Genomic DNA, 14,154 nt, shown 5'->3' on the forward strand with positions numbered 1-14,154 from the left:
AGGCTGCGATCTTTTGCTTTTACAGGTCAACGCTCAAACAATTCCATCTGCTCAAACCCACCCCGCAAGTCCTCCAGCCTCACCCCGACCCCAAGCAACCGCACCGGTTTACCCTCGCGATTGAATGCCTGCGTCAGCATTAACTGATAACTGCCCAGATCCCGCCCTGCCCCGGCCTGCTCCAATGTGGTCTGGGTGAAGTCGTGAAACTTCACTTTGACGAACGGCTTGCCCGGCCGATAACTGCTGTCGATACGGGCCATGCGGGTTTTCAGGGTTTCGAGCAGCTCGGGCAACTTGTCCAGGCAACTGCGCAGATCCGGTAGATCAACGTCGTAGGTATTTTCCACGCTGATCGACTGACGGCGACTGTCGTTGTGCACCAGCCTGTCATCGATCCCACGAGCAAGACTCCACATTCGCTCACCGAAACTGCCGAATTCGCGCACCAGCGCCAGCTTGTCCCACTCGCGCAGGTGCTGACAGTCGACGATGCCGAGTCGGCCCAGTTTGTCTGCGGTGACTTTGCCCACACCGTGCAGCTTGCTGACCGGCAGGCCGCTGACAAAGTCTTCGACCTGATCCGGGGTGATCACGAACAAACCGTTGGGCTTCTTCCAGTCGCTGGCAATCTTCGCCAGAAACTTGTTCGGCGCCACGCCTGCGGAGACAGTGATATGCAACTGATTGGAAACGCGGCGGCGGATGTCCTGGGCAATACGCGTGGCACTGCCGCCGAAATGCGCGCTGTCCGACACGTCGAGATAGGCTTCATCCAGCGACAAAGGCTCGATCAAGTCAGTGTAATCAGCAAAAATCGTGTGAATTTCCTTAGACGCTTCACGGTAAGCATCCATGCGCGGCTTGACGATGGTCAGGTCGGGGCACAGCTTTAGAGCGTGGCCGGAGGACATGGCCGAGCGCACGCCATACGCCCGCGCCTCGTAATTACAGGTGGCAATCACCCCGCGCCGATCCGCCGACCCGCCCACCGCCAACGGCTTGCCGGCCAGACGCGGGTCATCGCGCATCTCGATGGCGGCGTAGAAACAGTCACAGTCGACGTGGATGATTTTTCGCTGAGTCATGTCAGAAAAGGAAACGTGGCGAACCGGATCGGCAGTATCTCACTCACAACTGTATATAGCACCAGTGGTCAGAATGTTCTTTTCCTTCGGTAGGAAGCTTCGGTGAATTTATTTTCTCAATCGAAGAACGACCGCCAATAGAGCTGAAAGCCTTGCCCCACCTGCCCTGCGGCCTGTTTCAACCATCAAGAAAAGCGCTAACCGATTGAACCTCAACGGATTTTATCCAGATTGAAGGTTGACACCCCGGCGATCCTCTGTAGAATGCCGACACACAGACGCGGGATGGAGCAGTCTGGTAGCTCGTCGGGCTCATAACCCGAAGGTCGTCGGTTCAAATCCGGCTCCCGCAACCAAACATCAAAAAAGGCTACTCGAAAGAGTGGCCTTTTTTGTGCGCGCTTGTTTTGCAAAAGAAAGACTGTAAGGAACGCCCTCCTCCAAACGGGAATTCGTTGCATTTCTTAGGGTTACCCGTCACGTGCGACCGTTTGACGCTATTTCGCACTTATTTGACCCTTTACGGGATTAGCGGTTGACACCCCGCCGTTCGCCTGTAGAATGCCGCCACACAGACGCGGGATGGAGCAGTCTGGTAGCTCGTCGGGCTCATAACCCGAAGGTCGTCGGTTCAAATCCGGCTCCCGCAACCAAACATCAAAAAAGGCTACTCGAAAGAGTGGCCTTTTTTGTATCTGCTGAAAAAGTCCTTTCGCAACAATGAGCTGTCATCGTGCAGTGAACCGTCCAGGATCATCAGAAACGCCGAGTTGCGACTATGCTTGAGTCGCGGCGCAGACGCCTGCAATCCATGACTGCCCTCGCCGAGCCTCGGCGAGAGGCGTAATATTTTGTGATTATTTTTTTCTACAGGGATTGGTAACTTGGCTGGATACCTCCATCCTGTCGCGCACAATCCAAGAGGTGATTGATGCGCGCCAACTCGTCTGATCCACAAGGCAATGTCACAGCGGAACATCCGATCAAACCCGAGCGTTTGCGCTTGCTGGATCGGTTAAGCAAATACCGTCAACCCATCGGTCTGGCAGTCACTCTGCTGCTGTTTGCCATCGCACTGATTGCCTGTCGCCATTTGCTCGCCGAACTCGATCTCGATGCCTTGCACGACTCGATTCTCGAGGTACCGAAACCTGCCCTGCTCGGCGCATTCGGTGCGACCGTGGTCGGCTTCATTATTCTACTGGGCTATGAATGGTCGGCCGCCCGCTACGCTGGCGTGACATTGCCACCACGCACGCTGGCCCTCGGCGGCTTCACCGCGTTTGCGATAGGCAACGCGATCGGCCTGTCGCTGCTGTCCGGCGGCTCGGTGCGCTACCGTTTATATGCACGGCTTGGCGTGAGCGCATCGGAAGTCGCGCACATGACCTTGTTCGCCAGCCTGTCGCTGGGCTGCGCCTTGCCACCGCTGGCCGCACTCGCGACCCTCAGCGATCTGCCCGGCGCATCCCAGGCCCTGGGGCTGTCTGAAGGATTGCTCGGCACTGTTGCTGGCGCCGTACTCCTGCTGGGCGCGATTCTGGCGATCGGCATCTATCGTCGGCGCCTGCCGGAACAACCATTCGCGCACAATCTGCTGGTCAAGGCCGGCCGCCGCACCTTGCGCCTGCCGGGTCGACGCCTGACGTTCATGCAACTCGTCATCACCGCCCTCGACGTTGCCGCTGCCGCCACCGTGCTTTATCTGTTACTGCCGGAAGCCCCGCCGTTTGGCGCGTTTCTGCTGGTGTATCTGTTGGCCCTGGCCGCTGGTGTGCTCAGCCACGTGCCGGGCGGCGTCGGGGTGTTCGAGGCGATTCTGCTGGCCGCCTTCGCCAATCAGCTTGGTGCCGCGCCACTCGCCGCTGCGCTGCTGCTGTATCGCCTGATCTACGTAGTGGCGCCGCTGCTGGTGGCTTGTGTATTCCTGCTGATCAACGAAGGCCAGCGCCTGTTTCAGACCCAGACCATGCGCGCAGCATCCGGTCTGGCTGCGCCGATTCTGGCGGTGCTGGTATTTCTGTCCGGCGTGGTGCTGCTGTTCTCCGGCGCCACCCCAGAGATCGATACGCGCCTGGAGCACATCGGTTTTCTGATCCCGCATCGACTGGTCGACGCTTCGCACTTCGGCGCCAGCCTGATCGGCGTGCTGTGTCTGTTGCTGGCCCAAGGCTTGCGACGCCGGTTGTCGGCGGCGTGGATGCTGACCACCATTCTGTTGCTGGTCGGCGCCCTCCTCTCGCTGCTCAAGGGTTTCGACTGGGAAGAAGCCTTGTTGATGACCCTGACGGCAAGTCTGCTGGCGGTGTTCCGCCGCTCGTTCTATCGCCCGAGCCGCTTGACCGAGCTGCCGTTCTCGCCGCTGTATCTGGTAGCCAGCCTGTGTGTGCTGGGTGCTTCAGCCTGGTTGTTGCTGTTCGCCTATCAAGACGTGCCTTACAGCCATCAACTCTGGTGGCAGTTCACCCTCGACGCTGACGCCCCACGCGGTCTGCGCTCGCTGCTCGGCGCCGCAGTACTGTTGCTGGTGATTGCCCTGACCTGGTTGCTGCGCACCGCGCGCCCGGTCATTCACCTGCCAACGCCGGACGAACTGGATCGCGCCTCAAAGATTCTGATGGCCTCGTCTCAACCCGATGGCGGCCTCGCGCTGACCGGTGACAAGGCGTTGCTGTTTCACCAGAACGACGAAGCGTTCCTGATGTACGCCCGCCGTGGCCGCAGTCTGGTAGCCCTGTACGACCCGATCGGCCCCGGCCAGCAACGGGCCGAGATGATCTGGCAGTTCCGCGACCTGTGCGACATCCACCACGCCCGCCCTGTGTTCTATCAAGTGCGCGCGGAGAACCTGCCGTACTACATGGACATCGGCCTGACTGCGATCAAGCTTGGCGAAGAAGCGCGGGTCGACCTCACCCGCTTTGACCTCGAAGCCAAGGGCAAGGAGATGAAGGATCTGCGTTACACCTGGAACCGTGGCACCCGCGACGGCCTGTCGTTGGAGATCCATGAACCGGGTCAGGCGCCGATGGATGAGCTCAAGGTGATTTCCGATGCCTGGCTGACCGGCAAGAACGTGCGCGAGAAAGGCTTCTCCCTCGGCCGTTTCAGCGACGATTACCTGAAGCATTTCCGCATCGCGGTAATTCGCTTCGAAGGCCGCCCGGTGGCGTTTGCCAATCTGCTCGAGACCTACAGCCATGACCTGGCCAGTCTCGACCTGATGCGCGCACACCCGGACGCGCCAAAACTGACCATGGAATTCATGATGGTCGGCCTGATTCAACACTATAAGAGTCACGGATACGCGCGCTTCAGCCTGGGCATGGTGCCGTTGTCGGGGTTGCAACCCCGGCGTGGTGCACCGTTGACCCAGCGTTTGGGCTCGATGGTTTTCCGCCGTGGTGAGCAGTTGTACAACTTCCAAGGCTTGCGCCGCTTCAAAGACAAATTCCAGCCTGACTGGGAACCCCGTTATATGGCCGTGCCCGCCGGACTCGATCCGTTGGTGGCGCTGGCCGACACTGCTGCCCTGATCGCGGGCGGCTTGACTGGATTGGTGAAACGCTGATGATTCAACGCTCCCTGAAGTACATCCTGGCCGCACTGATCGTGCTGGCCGTGATTGCCGGCGGCGGTTTCTGGTACCTCAAACGCCCGGCACCGGAACCAACGCTCGAACCTATTACGGCGGCAGACGGCACCGTTTTGACCCGCGTCATCCCCGGCACCAAACCCAAGGCGCAGGTGCTGGTCGCGGTCAACGACGACCAGAAACTCTCTGAAAAGCAACTGACCACCCTGAGCCGCAGCGCCTCGGCGCAGATCGTTCAGGTGATTCTGCCCAAGGACTGCCTGCTGCAAAGCCGCGCCCTGCAAACCGGTCTGCGCGAACTGAACGGCCCGGCCACACTCGTTAGCGGCATCGGCCCGGGCGCCGTGCTGGCCTGGCGCTGGTTGTCCGAGCAGAAGGACGACAAGGCTCAGGCCATCTCCGTCGACCTCGCACTGGAAAAACCCGGTTGCACTCACCTGCTGCCGAAAGCCGCCGCCCACGGCCACTGGCTGGTGGCGTGGAACGACAACCCCGACGACGCCAGCGCAGGTTTTGTGCGCGATCAACCGAACGCCGAAACCAGCATCAGCGACTACGACATCAACCTGCCGCAAGTACTGAACAACGAACTGCGCAAGATCCTCGTCGGTGGCGACAAGGCCAATGGTGGTCTGGCGATCCCGGTGGTTGAAGTGCCGGCCGGTCAGGCCAAGGACACCGTAACCCTGTTCCTCTCCGGCGACGGCGGCTGGCGTGACCTGGACCGCGACGTGGCCGGTGAAATGGCCAAGATCGGCTACCCGGTCGTCGGCATCGACACCCTGCGCTACTACTGGCAGCACAAGAGTCCTGAACAAAGCGCCCTGGACCTGACCGAACTGATGCAACACTACCGGCAAAAGTGGGGCACCAAGCGCTTCATTCTCACCGGTTATTCGTTCGGCGCCGACGTCCTGCCAGCGATCTACAATCGCCTGCCGGACACCGAGCAGCAGCGCGTCGACGCAATCATCCTGTTGGCCTTCGCCCGCACCGGCAGCTTCGAAATCGAAGTCGAAGGCTGGCTCGGCAACGCCGGCAAAGAAGCCGCCACCGGCCCGGAAATGGCCAAGCTGCCACCGGCCAAGGTCGTATGCATTTATGGTGAAGAAGAGGCCGATGAAAGCGGCTGCACTGACAAGACTGCGGTGGGTGAAGCGGTGAAACTGCCGGGTGGTCATCACTTCGATGAGAACTATCCGGCGCTGGCAAAGCGTCTGGTGGACTTGATCCAGAAGCGTCAGGCGGCGAGTCAGGTGGCTGAAGAGTGATCTGAAACGCCCAAACAAAAGCCCCCGCCACTTTGCAGTTGCGGGGGCTTTTTACATTCCGGCAGCCGCCAAAATTTCCCGTGAGAGCGAGCCTGCTCGCGAATTCGGTGGGTCAGTAAACAGATTCGTTGACTGAGAGTACGTATTCGCGAGCAGGCTCGCTCCCACAGGGGCATTGCGCTGGATTCGGATATCAATTCCTCCAGGCATATCTGCCAGACGTTTAGTTTCGTTTACTTCCAGTCTCGCAATATCGGATGACGCCCACAGACCTTGTAGGCAAACTCCGAATCGCGTGTTGCGGCGCCTTGCCGCCCTGTTGTGCTGTTTTTTGACGGGATACTCTCCAGACGTCGCTGACCCATTCAGCGATCGGGCTTGGTAACCCGGTGGAATAAGGCGCAACAGCGCACCTAACACGATTCAGGCGTATTTCCGTCTGTTGTCCAGTGTTATGGCAGCTGTGCGTGGGACGCTTTCGGGCGTGCCGGTTTCCTTGATTCCCCGGTTTACCAACCTGCGCACAGCTGCCACCCATTCGCTTGGTATCGGATGCGGCAGCTCTCGAAATCAAGGGAATTGAACATGAGCAATCAATCTGATCTGAAAACCATCGGCTTCACCCCCTTCCTCTACAACGCGAATGAAGCGTTTTTCAACGTTCGCTCCGGCATCCCGATCATCGATGCCTTGTCCCAATCCTCCGACCTGCTGTACCTCGCCAAATCCTTCGCAGAAGACGCTGCCTACGCCAAAGACACCGACCGCCATGCCTGGGCCGCACACTATCTGACGGTGATGGGCAAGGCTCTGATTGACGACGTGATACAAGCACTGCTGCCACGACCTGCGCGCACGAAGACCGAGTCTGAAGAAGAGTTACCTGTAAGCAAGTAACACAGCCAAACCCTTGTGGGAGCGAGCCTGCTCGCGAATGCAGTGGATCAGCCATCAGATTCCTCGACTGACACTACGCCTTCGCGAGCAGGCTCGCTCCCACAGGGGATTGATGCAGGAATCAGGTGGGACCCGCAGGCACAAAAAAGCCCCCGCCAGCCACTAGGCTGACGGGGGCTTTTCAATGGGGCGGGGATTACATCTCGACTTGCGTCCCCAACTCAATCACCCGGTTCAACGGCAGATTGAAGAACCTCAGGTTGCCGTTGGCGTTCTTCAACATGAACGCGAACAACGCCTCACGCCAACGCGCCATGCCTTCGAGTTTCGAGGCAATCACCGTTTCACGGCTGAGGAAGTACGTCGTGCGCATCGGGCTGAAGTCCAGATCATCCAGATGGCACAGCTTCAGTGCCTGCGGCACGTCCGGCTCGTCGGTGAAGCCGAAGTGCAGGATGACCCGGAAGAAGCCGTCGCCGAAGGCATCCACCTCGAAACGCCGGGATGGTGGTACGCGCGGGATGTCTTCATAAACCACCGTCAGCAGCACCACTTGCTCGTGCAATACCTGGTTATGCAACAGGTTGTGCAACAAAGCGTGTGGCACGGCGTCGGAACGCGCAGTGAGGAACACCGCGGTGCCCTGCACGCGATGCGGCGGTTGCACGCGGATGCTGCTGATGAAGATCGGCAGCGGCAGCGCACCTTCGTCCAGACGCTCGACCAGCAACTGCTTGCCGCGCTTCCAGGTGGTCATCAGCACGAACAGCGCGATACCGGCAATCACCGGGAACGCACCGCCCTGCACGATCTTCGGCACGTTGGCGGCGAAGTACAGACCGTCCACCAGCAGGAAGCCGAGCAACACCGGCACCGCGAGGATCGGTGGCCATTTCCACAGCAGCAGCATGACTGCCGACACCAGAATGGTGGTCATCAACATGGTGCCCGTCACCGCCACGCCATAGGCCGAGGCCAGCGCGCCGGACGACTCGAAGCCCAGCACCAGCAGCACCACGCCAACCATCAACGCCCAGTTCACCGCACCGATGTAGATCTGGCCCTGCTCGTCACTGGAGGTGTGCTGAATGTACATGCGCGGAATGTAACCGAGCTGGATCGCCTGACGGGTCAGGGAGAACGCGCCGGAAATCACCGCTTGCGAGGCAATCACCGTGGCCATCGTCGCCAGCCCGACCAGCGGAATCAACGCCCAGCTCGGCGCCAGCAGATAGAACGGGTTACGCGCCGCTTCCGGGTTTTCCAGCAGCAAGGCGCCCTGACCGAAGTAGTTGAGCATCAGCGCTGGCAGCACCAGCAGGAACCACGCACGGGCAATCGGCTTGCGGCCGAAGTGTCCCATGTCGGCATACAGCGCTTCGGCACCGGTCAGCGCCAGCACCACAGCGCCGAGAATAGCCACGCCCATACCAGGATGGACGACGAAGAAATTCACCGCCCACATCGGGTTCATCGCGTGCAGCACTTCAGGCGAGTGGCTGATGCCGTAGACACCGAGGGCGCCGAGCACGAGGAACCAAGTGACCATGATCGGCCCGAAGAGAATGCCGATGCGTGCCGTACCGTGCTTCTGAATCAGAAACAACGCAACCAGCACGACCAGTGACAGCGGCACCACCCAGTGATCAATGCCATCGAATGCCAGGCCCAAACCCTCAATCGCCGACAGAACGGAAATCGCCGGGGTGATCATGCTGTCGCCGTAAAACAGCGCCGCACCGATCAGTCCGCAGACCACCAGCAACGACCGCAGCTTCTTGCGTTCCCCCGCTGCTCGCCGCGCCAGCGCGGTGAGTGCCATGATCCCGCCCTCGCCCTGGTTATCGGCGCGCAGCACGAACATCATGTATTTGATCGACACGACCCAGATCAGCGACCAGAAGATCAACGACAGAATGCCCAGCACGCCATCGTGATTGACCGGCACACCGTAACCGCCGGAAAACACTTCTTTGAGGGTGTACAACGGGCTCGTGCCGATGTCGCCATAAACCACCCCGACCGCCGCGACCAGCATGCTCAGCGGTTTAGAGGCCGAACCCTCGGCGCCTGCCGCGTGACTACTTGCCTGACCCATCCAACAACTCCTGATTCCAGACCGGCTTCTTCGAATGAAGCACTATGCTTTGTGGTGCAGCATGCGCGTTTTTACGCCTTGTAACAGACGTTTTCTTGACTGTAAAAATTCAGTAAAGCGCAACGGCGCGAAGCATAGCGCAGCACTCGTCGTATTTCCCTGCATAAAGCTGGTCAAGAGAGCTGCTCGTCGATAGAATTGCGCACTTTTTGATCAGAGGCGCGCCCTAAGCGCCCATCCGCCGATTCCCGCGTCAGGCAATCGACGTCACAAAATACCGAGGTTAGACATGTCCACCACTCCTGCGCCAGCCAATCCAAAGGTTGGCTTCGTATCCCTGGGTTGCCCGAAAGCGCTGGTCGACTCCGAACGGATCCTGACCCAGCTGCGCATGGAAGGCTATGACGTGGTGTCCACTTATCAGGACGCCGACGTCGTGGTGGTCAACACCTGTGGCTTTATCGATTCGGCCAAGGCTGAATCTCTGGAAGTGATCGGCGAAGCGATCAAGGAAAACGGCAAGGTCATCGTCACCGGCTGCATGGGCGTAGAAGAAGGCAACATCCGCAACGTGCACCCGAGCGTGCTGGCCGTGACCGGTCCGCAGCAGTACGAGCAGGTAGTCAACGCTGTGCACGACGTCGTGCCGCCGCGCAAAGATCACAACCCGCTGATCGATCTGGTGCCGCCGCAAGGCATCAAGCTGACTCCGCGCCACTACGCCTACCTGAAGATTTCCGAAGGCTGCAACCACAGCTGCAGCTTCTGCATCATCCCCTCGATGCGCGGCAAACTGGTCAGCCGTCCCGTGGGTGATGTGCTCGACGAGGCCCAGCGACTGGTCAAGTCCGGCGTCAAAGAGCTGCTGGTGATCTCGCAAGACACGAGCGCCTACGGCGTTGATGTGAAATACCGCACCGGTTTCTGGAACGGCGCGCCGGTGAAAACCCGCATGACCGAACTCTGCGAAGCGCTGAGCACGCTGGGCGTCTGGGTGCGTCTGCACTACGTTTACCCGTACCCGCATGTCGACGAGCTGATCCCGTTGATGGCCGCCGGCAAGATCCTGCCGTACCTGGACATCCCGTTCCAGCACGCCAGCCCGAAAGTGTTGAAGTCGATGAAACGCCCGGCGTTTGAAGACAAGACCCTGGCGCGGATCAAGAACTGGCGTGAAATCTGCCCGGACCTGATCATCCGTTCGACCTTCATCGTCGGCTTCCCGGGCGAAACCGAAGAAGACTTCCAGTACCTGCTGAACTGGCTGACCGAAGCCCAGCTTGACCGCGTCGGCTGCTTCCAGTACTCGCCGGTTGAAGGCGCACCGGCCAATGACCTCGACCTGGACATCGTGCCGGACGACGTCAAGCAGGATCGCTGGGACCGCTTCATGGCGCACCAGCAAGCCATCAGCTCGGCGCGCCTGCAACTGCGCATTGGCCGCGAAATCGAAGTGCTTGTGGACGAAGTCGACGAGCAAGGCGCGGTCGGCCGCTGCTTCTTCGACGCCCCGGAGATCGACGGCAACGTGTTCATCGATAACGGCAGCAACCTAAAGCCGGGCGACAAGGTCTGGTGCAAAGTGACGGATGCTGACGAATACGATTTGTGGGCCGAGCAGATCTAACACAGCACACCACTGTAGGAGCTGCCGCAGGCTGCGATCTGTTGATCTTGTTTTTTAAAATCAAAAGATCGCAGCCTTCGGCAGCTCAGGATTTTTTCGCCGCGTCAGAAAGCCCCGCTCTTTTCTTGAAGATGCGGGGCTTTTTTACGGCTATCGTTTACCGGGGGATGGACTCCCTTGAAACGGACAAGAGGCAAACGCGCATGCGCCACCATTCGGTCATCCACACGCCGAAACTCAGCGATTATCAGAAACTGACCCAGGTCTGGGAGGCCTCGGTCCGCGCGACCCACGATTTTCTGCCCGACAGCTACATCGAGCTGCTGCGCAAACTGGTGCTGACCCGCTACCTCGACGCGGTAATGCTGATCTGCACCAAGGACAGCCACCAGCGCATCACCGGGTTTGCCGGTGTTGCAGCAGGCAAGATCGAGATGCTGTTTATTGACCCCGCACACCGCGGCCAAGGCCTGGGCAAGCGATTATTGCGTTACGCCATGGAGCACCTGAACGCCGACGAACTGGACGTCAACGAACAGAACCCGCAAGCGTTGGGGTTTTACTTCAAGCAGGGTTTCGAAGTGATCGGACGCTCGGAAGTCGATGGCATGGGCCAGCCGTTTCCGCTGCTGCATATGCGGTTGCGCCAAACCGAGCAACGCTCGGGTAACGGCTGACACAACATAGATCCTTGTGGGAGCTGGCTTGCCAGCGATGCAGACGCCGCGGTCTGACAAATACATCGAGGTGATGCCATCGCTGGCAAGCCAGCTCCCACAAGTAATGCGAACGCACCGAAATGGAACCGGGCTTAACCGGCGCCACACAGGTACAATGCACACCCCTTTTTTGTTACGGCCCTGTCATGACTGACCCGATTCGCCTCTCCAAACGCCTCATCGAACTGGTCGGTTGCTCCCGCCGGGAGGCCGAACTGTTCATTGAGGGCGGCTGGGTCACCGTGGACGGCGAAGTCATCGACGAGCCGCAATTCAAGGTCGAAGGCCAAAAGGTCGAGCTCGACAAAGACGCCAAGGCCACCGCGCCTGAGCCCGTCACTATTTTGCTCAACGTGCCGGCCGGCATCGATACCGACAGCGCAATGCAGCTGATCAGCGCCGAAACCCTGAGCGAAGAGCACCGCTACGGCAAACGCCCGTTGCGCGGGCACTTCCTGCGCCTGAGCACCAGCGCCGACCTGCAGGCCAATGCCAGCGGTCTGCTGGTATTCACCCAGGACTGGAAAATCCTGCGCAAGCTCACCGCCGACTCCGCCAAGATCGAGCAGGAATACGTGGTTGAAGTAGAGGGCGATATGGTCGCTCACGGCCTCAACCGCTTGACCCACGGCCTCACCCACAAGGGCAAGGAGTTGCCGGCAGTCAAAGCCAGCTGGCAGAACGAAAACCGCCTGCGCTTCGCCATGAAAAACCCGCAGCCAGGGATCATTGCCCAGCTCTGCCAGGCCGTTGGCTTGAAGGTTATCAGCGTGCGCCGCATCCGCATTGGCGGTGTGTCCATCGGCAAGGTGCCAGTCGGCCAATGGCGCTACATGTCCGGCAAAGAGAAGTTCTGACGACTCTGTTTTGCCGCCCCACATTTTCGGCAGCGCCCCGCGCGATGCCCACAGCGAAAGATCAGGATTGCTCACATGATTCATAACGACGTATTGCGCAGCGTGCGCTACATGCTCGACATCAGCGACAAGAAAGTCATTGAAATCACCAAGACCGGCGGCATGGAAATCGCCCTCGAAGACCTGGTGAAATACCTAGACAAGAAAGAAGAAGACGAAGAAGGCTTCGTGCGCTGCCCGGACGAAGTCATCGCGCACTTCCTCGACGGCCTGGTGATCTTCAAACGTGGCAAGGACGAAAGCCGTCCGCCGCAGCCGATCGAAGTGCCGGTGACCAACAACATCATTCTGAAAAAGCTGCGTGTGGCCTTCGAACTGAAAGAAGACGACATGCACGCAATCCTCAAGGCTGCCGAGTTCCCGGTGTCCAAGCCTGAGCTGAGCGCGCTGTTCCGCAAGGTTGGCCACACCAACTACCGTCCGTGCGGCGATCAACTGCTGCGCAACTTCCTCAAGGGCCTCACGCTGCGCGTGAGAGCGTAAAACCAGCTACGAGCCGCGAGCTGCAAGCTCTTACTTGTAGCTTGTAGCTTGCCACTCGCAGCTGGCCGCATGGCCTAGAGTGTATTGATCCCTAACACTCAGGACTCGCCATGCACCCGTACTTTTCCCTGCAAGGCCGCACCGCTCTGGTGACCGGTGGAACTCGTGGTATCGGCAATGGGCCGAGCAAGGCAGCCTTGCATCAGTTGTCACGGATTCTGGCACGCGAACTGGTGAGCCAGCACATCAACGTCAACGTGATCGCACCGGGCCGCTTTCCGAGCAAGATGACCCAACATATTGGCAACGATGAGCAGGCATTGGCCGAGGACACGGCGCTGATTCCGATGAAGCGTTGGGGGCGAGAGGAAGAGATGGCGGCGCTGGCGATCAGTCTGGCGAGTACGGCAGGGGCGTATATGACCGGGAATATCATTCCTTTGGATGGCGGGTTCAGCCTCTGAATCGGCGGTGAAGCTATCGCTGGCAAGCCAGCTACCACAAGGTTCTCGAGCGTTTCCGTTATTTTGTGCACCACACAACCTGTGGGAGCTGGCTTGCCAGCGATGGCGTCAGCCCTGCCAACACCAGACTTGAGGTTGGAAGGGTTATCATGCCCGCCCTGATCCCGCTTCTGACCTCAAACCATGACTTACAGCGTCTCCCCCATCGGCTTCGTCCGCTCCTGCTTCAAGGAGAAGTTCGCCATCCCGCGCCAACCGCAATTGGCACCCGCCGCCCGTGGCGTGCTGGAACTGGTGCCGCCGTTCGATCAGGGTGACGCTGTGCAGGGTCTGGAACAGGTCAGTCACGTCTGGCTGCTGTTCCTGTTCCATCAGGCTCTGGAAGAAAAACCGCGTCTGAAAGTGCGCCCTCCCCGGCTCGGCGGCAACAAGTCCATGGGCGTGTTCGCCACTCGCGCCACCCACCGCCCGAATGGCATTGGCCAATCCGTGGTGAAACTGGACAAGGTCGAAGCCAATCGCCTGTTCATCTCAGGTATAGATCTGCTCGACGGCACGCCGATTCTCGACATCAAACCTTACGTGCCTTACGCCGACATCATCCCCGACGCCTCCAACAGCATCGCCAGCGCTGCGCCGCAACTGATTGACGTGCAGTGGACGGACACAGCGCTGCAACAAGCGCACACACACGCACAGCGCCTGGCCGAGCCATTGGTTGAGTTGATCGAGCAGTGTCTGGCGCAGGATCCGCGCCCGGCGTATCAGACGCCAGCGCCGGAGCGTGAATACGGCGCACAATTCTGGGATCTGGATGTGCGCTGGCATTACCCCGTGCCTGAGCAGATTCGCGTCCTCGAAGTCATCCCCGCCCACGCATAAACCCCGAAAACGAAAAAGCCCGCGCCGCCTTCTCAGGCAACGCGGGCTTTTTGCTGTCACACCACAACACCCATTGTGGGAGCGAGCCTGCTCGCGAAGGCGTTGTGTCAGCC

At 59.6% G+C, this 14,154-nt stretch carries 10 protein-coding genes, 2 tRNA genes and 1 pseudogene; 11 read left to right on the forward strand and 2 right to left on the reverse strand.

All coding sequences use genetic code 11. The features are described 5' to 3' along the window. Window positions 1-26: 26 nt before the first annotated feature. Window positions 27-1,088 carry a DNA polymerase IV gene (gene dinB, locus JJD74_RS10575; RefSeq protein WP_200613556.1) on the reverse strand — a complete coding sequence of 354 codons (1,062 nt, stop codon included), beginning with the start codon at window positions 1,086-1,088 and terminating at the stop codon, window positions 27-29. A 279-nt stretch (window positions 1,089-1,367) separates the two neighbouring features. On the opposite strand from dinB, the gene JJD74_RS10580 reads away from it, so the two are divergent. The 5 genes from JJD74_RS10580 (at window position 1,368) to JJD74_RS10600 (ending at window position 6,851) form a co-directional block, all read left to right on the forward strand. Further along, window positions 1,368-1,444 (forward strand) — tRNA-Met (locus JJD74_RS10580). 220 nt (window positions 1,445-1,664) lie between these two features. Beyond that, window positions 1,665-1,741, forward strand: a tRNA-Met gene (locus JJD74_RS10585). A gap of 278 nt (window positions 1,742-2,019) precedes the next feature. Then, window positions 2,020-4,659, forward strand: a complete 2,640-nt coding sequence (mprF, locus tag JJD74_RS10590; RefSeq protein WP_200613562.1) for a bifunctional lysylphosphatidylglycerol flippase/synthetase MprF — start codon at window positions 2,020-2,022, stop codon at window positions 4,657-4,659. Next, the gene (locus JJD74_RS10595) at window positions 4,659-5,954 is read left to right on the forward strand and encodes a virulence factor family protein (protein WP_042557942.1); all 1,296 of its coding nucleotides are present in this window, start codon (window positions 4,659-4,661) and stop codon (window positions 5,952-5,954) included. Before mprF ends, JJD74_RS10595 begins: the two co-directional genes overlap by 1 nt. A 585-nt stretch (window positions 5,955-6,539) precedes the next feature. Then, window positions 6,540-6,851: a DUF3077 domain-containing protein gene (locus tag JJD74_RS10600; protein ID WP_200613565.1), complete on the forward strand. Its 312-nt coding sequence runs from the start codon at window positions 6,540-6,542 to the stop codon at window positions 6,849-6,851. A gap of 196 nt (window positions 6,852-7,047) precedes the next feature. Here the strand turns inward: JJD74_RS10600 and JJD74_RS10605 are convergent, their stop codons facing one another. After that, window positions 7,048-8,889 (reverse strand): potassium transporter Kup, encoded by a 1,842-nt coding sequence (locus JJD74_RS10605; RefSeq protein ID WP_442793282.1) that lies wholly within the window; start codon window positions 8,887-8,889, stop codon window positions 7,048-7,050. A 349-nt stretch (window positions 8,890-9,238) separates the two neighbouring features. Between JJD74_RS10605 and rimO the strand changes: the two genes are divergently transcribed. The 6 genes and pseudogenes from rimO (at window position 9,239) to tsaA (ending at window position 14,041) form a co-directional block, all read left to right on the forward strand. Then, complete coding sequence (gene rimO, locus JJD74_RS10610; protein ID WP_042557939.1) at window positions 9,239-10,576, forward strand: 30S ribosomal protein S12 methylthiotransferase RimO; 1,338 nt, start codon at window positions 9,239-9,241, stop codon at window positions 10,574-10,576. Between the two features lie 203 nt (window positions 10,577-10,779). Next, window positions 10,780-11,253: a GNAT family N-acetyltransferase gene (locus JJD74_RS10615; RefSeq protein ID WP_200613571.1), complete on the forward strand. Its 474-nt coding sequence runs from the start codon at window positions 10,780-10,782 to the stop codon at window positions 11,251-11,253. A gap of 188 nt (window positions 11,254-11,441) precedes the next feature. Further along, window positions 11,442-12,152, forward strand: a complete 711-nt coding sequence (locus JJD74_RS10620; protein ID WP_042557937.1) for an rRNA pseudouridine synthase — start codon at window positions 11,442-11,444, stop codon at window positions 12,150-12,152. A gap of 75 nt (window positions 12,153-12,227) precedes the next feature. After that, window positions 12,228-12,695 carry a DUF1456 family protein gene (locus tag JJD74_RS10625; RefSeq protein ID WP_042557936.1) on the forward strand — a complete coding sequence of 156 codons (468 nt, stop codon included), beginning with the start codon at window positions 12,228-12,230 and terminating at the stop codon, window positions 12,693-12,695. A gap of 176 nt (window positions 12,696-12,871) precedes the next feature. Next, window positions 12,872-13,159, forward strand: a pseudogene (locus JJD74_RS10630) (SDR family oxidoreductase); the annotation flags it as partial. Window positions 13,160-13,342: 183 nt separating this feature from the next. Continuing rightward, window positions 13,343-14,041, forward strand: coding sequence for a tRNA (N6-threonylcarbamoyladenosine(37)-N6)-methyltransferase TrmO (gene tsaA / locus JJD74_RS10635; RefSeq protein WP_042557935.1), 699 nt, complete (start codon window positions 13,343-13,345; stop codon window positions 14,039-14,041). Window positions 14,042-14,154: the final 113 nt, after the last annotated feature.

The organism is Pseudomonas sp. MF6776, assembly GCF_016613125.1.
Taxonomy (GTDB): Bacteria; Pseudomonadota; Gammaproteobacteria; order Pseudomonadales; family Pseudomonadaceae; genus Aquipseudomonas; species Aquipseudomonas iridis.

What these genes read in the sequence shown, in the direction of transcription:
- JJD74_RS10625 (WP_042557936.1), top strand. Translation starts at nt 12,228, where the DNA reads ATGATTCATAACGACGTATTGCGCAGCGTGCGCTACATGCTCGACATC.
- JJD74_RS10620 (WP_042557937.1), top strand. Translation starts at nt 11,442, where the DNA reads ATGACTGACCCGATTCGCCTCTCCAAACGCCTCATCGAACTGGTCGGT.
- JJD74_RS10600 (WP_200613565.1), top strand. Translation starts at nt 6,540, where the DNA reads ATGAGCAATCAATCTGATCTGAAAACCATCGGCTTCACCCCCTTCCTC.
- JJD74_RS10615 (WP_200613571.1), top strand. Translation starts at nt 10,780, where the DNA reads ATGCGCCACCATTCGGTCATCCACACGCCGAAACTCAGCGATTATCAG.
- JJD74_RS10605 (WP_442793282.1), bottom strand. Translation starts at nt 8,889, where the DNA reads ATGCTGGTCGCGGCGGTCGGGGTGGTTTATGGCGACATCGGCACGAGC.
- dinB (WP_200613556.1), bottom strand. Translation starts at nt 1,088, where the DNA reads ATGACTCAGCGAAAAATCATCCACGTCGACTGTGACTGTTTCTACGCC.
- mprF (WP_200613562.1), top strand. Translation starts at nt 2,020, where the DNA reads ATGCGCGCCAACTCGTCTGATCCACAAGGCAATGTCACAGCGGAACAT.
- JJD74_RS10595 (WP_042557942.1), top strand. Translation starts at nt 4,659, where the DNA reads ATGATTCAACGCTCCCTGAAGTACATCCTGGCCGCACTGATCGTGCTG.
- rimO (WP_042557939.1), top strand. Translation starts at nt 9,239, where the DNA reads ATGTCCACCACTCCTGCGCCAGCCAATCCAAAGGTTGGCTTCGTATCC.
- tsaA (WP_042557935.1), top strand. Translation starts at nt 13,343, where the DNA reads ATGACTTACAGCGTCTCCCCCATCGGCTTCGTCCGCTCCTGCTTCAAG.